Genomic DNA, 229 nt, shown 5'->3' with positions numbered 1-229 from the left:
CATTTCTCATAATAGTCCGAACAGGTCATAGGAAGGCAGAATCAACAGCACGACGAAAGGATTCGAATAGAGGAATGTTTTTCCTGGCTCTGTTTTTTATAGCAAACCAATAATGCTCAATTTTGTTGAAATCTGGAGAATATGGAGGAAGATATAAAATTTCTGCACCAACTCCTTTAGCAAATCTTATTAGACTTATGAAAAGTAGCATTATCAAGGATAACAGTTT

General features: G+C 34.9%; 1 pseudogene. It reads right to left on the bottom strand.

From position 1 onward, the window contains the following. Nucleotides 1-25 precede the first annotated feature (25 nt). Nucleotides 26-229, bottom strand: a pseudogene (locus ACJ5GX_RS07215) (transposase); the annotation flags it as partial.

This window comes from Wolbachia endosymbiont of Tuta absoluta (assembly GCF_059414725.1).
Note: the sequence above shows the minus strand (reverse complement) of the source record. Positions and strands in the feature narration are given on the sequence as shown.